Raw genomic sequence first — 1,570 nt, 5'->3', positions numbered from 1 at the left:
CTCGCCGCGAGCGACGGAGCGGCCGAGCCTTGCACCATCGGCCCGCACCAGGAGGCGACCCAACCGATCGCGCTCGATGCGTATGTCGGCGGAATCGCCGGCGAGCACCCGCGATCTTCCGTCATCGATGGCGAAGCCGAACTTGGTGGGAAGCGCGAGGCCGCTGTCGGCGAGCGCCTCCTCCAGCTCGGCGGCGAGCGACTGGGTTTGGTCGCCGCCGCTCCAGAACGGCATCACCAGAATATTGCGCCGGGCTTCGATATCGCCGTCGGGATCGAGCAGTGCCAGTTGCGCAAGGCCGTCGAGCAGCGGCCGATGGCTTTGCTCGCTGACGCCCCGGATCTGGAGATTGGCGCGGCTCGTCACGTCGATCAGACCATTGCCGTGTTGCCCGGCGAGTTCGGCAAGCCCCGTGATTTGTGCTGTTTCAAGACGCCCGCCGAACGGACGCACCCGCACCACGAGCCCGTCGCCCGATTGCATCGGCCGCAGCGCGCCGGGACACCAGCCCTTGACCGCAGCCGCGCTCATGATGCCTCCCGCAGTGCTGCCGCGATCGAATTGCGGCGCGTTTGCCAGAGTGCCGCATCGTGCAAGCGCGCAAAACAGGTTTCCATCGCGGCGAGAGCGTGCGGATTTTCACGCGCCATGAAGGCGCGGACGTCGTCGTTGCCGAGCGTCGCATCGTAGTAGAGATCGAACAGATGCGGCGGCACGGCGGCGGCAAGATGCGCGAAAGCGGCCATGTGTTCCAGCGTCGCTGTGATCTCGGCCGCCCCGCGAAAACCGTGGCGCATCATGCCGGCGATCCAGGCCGGATTGGCGGCGCGCGCCCGGACGACACGCGAGATTTCCTCGGTCAGCGTGCGCGCGTGCGGCTGTTCGGGATGCGTCGTGTCGAGGTGATAGAGCGATGGTCCTGCCGCGCCGAGATGCGCTGCAGCCGCCGCAACGCCGGCTTCATGCGCGGCATAGTCGGCAGCCAGCAGCAGGTCGGTTTCCGGCAAGTCCTGGACGTGGACAAAGGCATCGGCCGAGGCGAGCCGCGCCTCGATGCCGGCGCGATCGGGCTGCATCTCGCCATCAACCGAGAACGCCCAGGACGATGCCGAAAGCCAGGCTTCGCCGGCGGCATCGCGCGTCTCCGCCGTGAACGCATCGGGGATCGCCGACAGACCAACGCCATATTGTCCGGGGCGCGGCGCAAACACGCGGGAGGCGCGGTGGCGGTACGGATTCTCGTCGCCCTCTCCCTCGCGCGTTGCGAGCGCTTCGGCTGCGGCCTCGAACAATTGCGCAAGGCCTGAGAAGACATCACGGAACAGGCCGGAGACGCGCAGCGTAACGTCGATGCGAGGCCGGCCGAGCTCGGCCGGCGCGATGATGTCGTAGCCGGTGACCCGGCCGGAGGCGTGATCCCAGCGCGGCGCGAGGCCGGCCAGATGCAGCGCCATCGCAAACTCCTCGCCCGCAGTGCGCATCGTCGCCGAGCCCCACAGGTCGACGACGAGGCCTTTCGGCCAGTCACCGTGATCCTGCAGGTGCCGGCGCAGCAGCTCTTCGGCGAGCC

Annotated in this window: 1 protein-coding gene and 1 pseudogene; both read right to left on the bottom strand. The window is 68.4% G+C overall.

Translation table 11 applies throughout. From position 1 onward, the window contains the following. Positions 1–531 (bottom strand): annotated as a pseudogene (locus MOV75_RS37465) (precorrin-3B synthase); the annotation flags it as partial. Beyond that, positions 528–1,570, bottom strand: a 1,043-nt coding sequence (locus tag MOV75_RS37460) for a cobaltochelatase subunit CobN (protein WP_247007921.1), incomplete at its 5' end; no start/stop codon positions are given. The pseudogene MOV75_RS37465 and the gene MOV75_RS37460, both read right to left, overlap by 4 nt.

The organism is Bradyrhizobium sp. PRIMUS42 (genome assembly GCF_023006515.1).
In the GTDB taxonomy this organism is placed as follows: Bacteria; Pseudomonadota; Alphaproteobacteria; order Rhizobiales; family Xanthobacteraceae; genus Bradyrhizobium.
The sequence above is the reverse complement of the archived record's forward strand: the minus strand, read 5'-3'. Positions and strand labels throughout refer to the sequence as shown.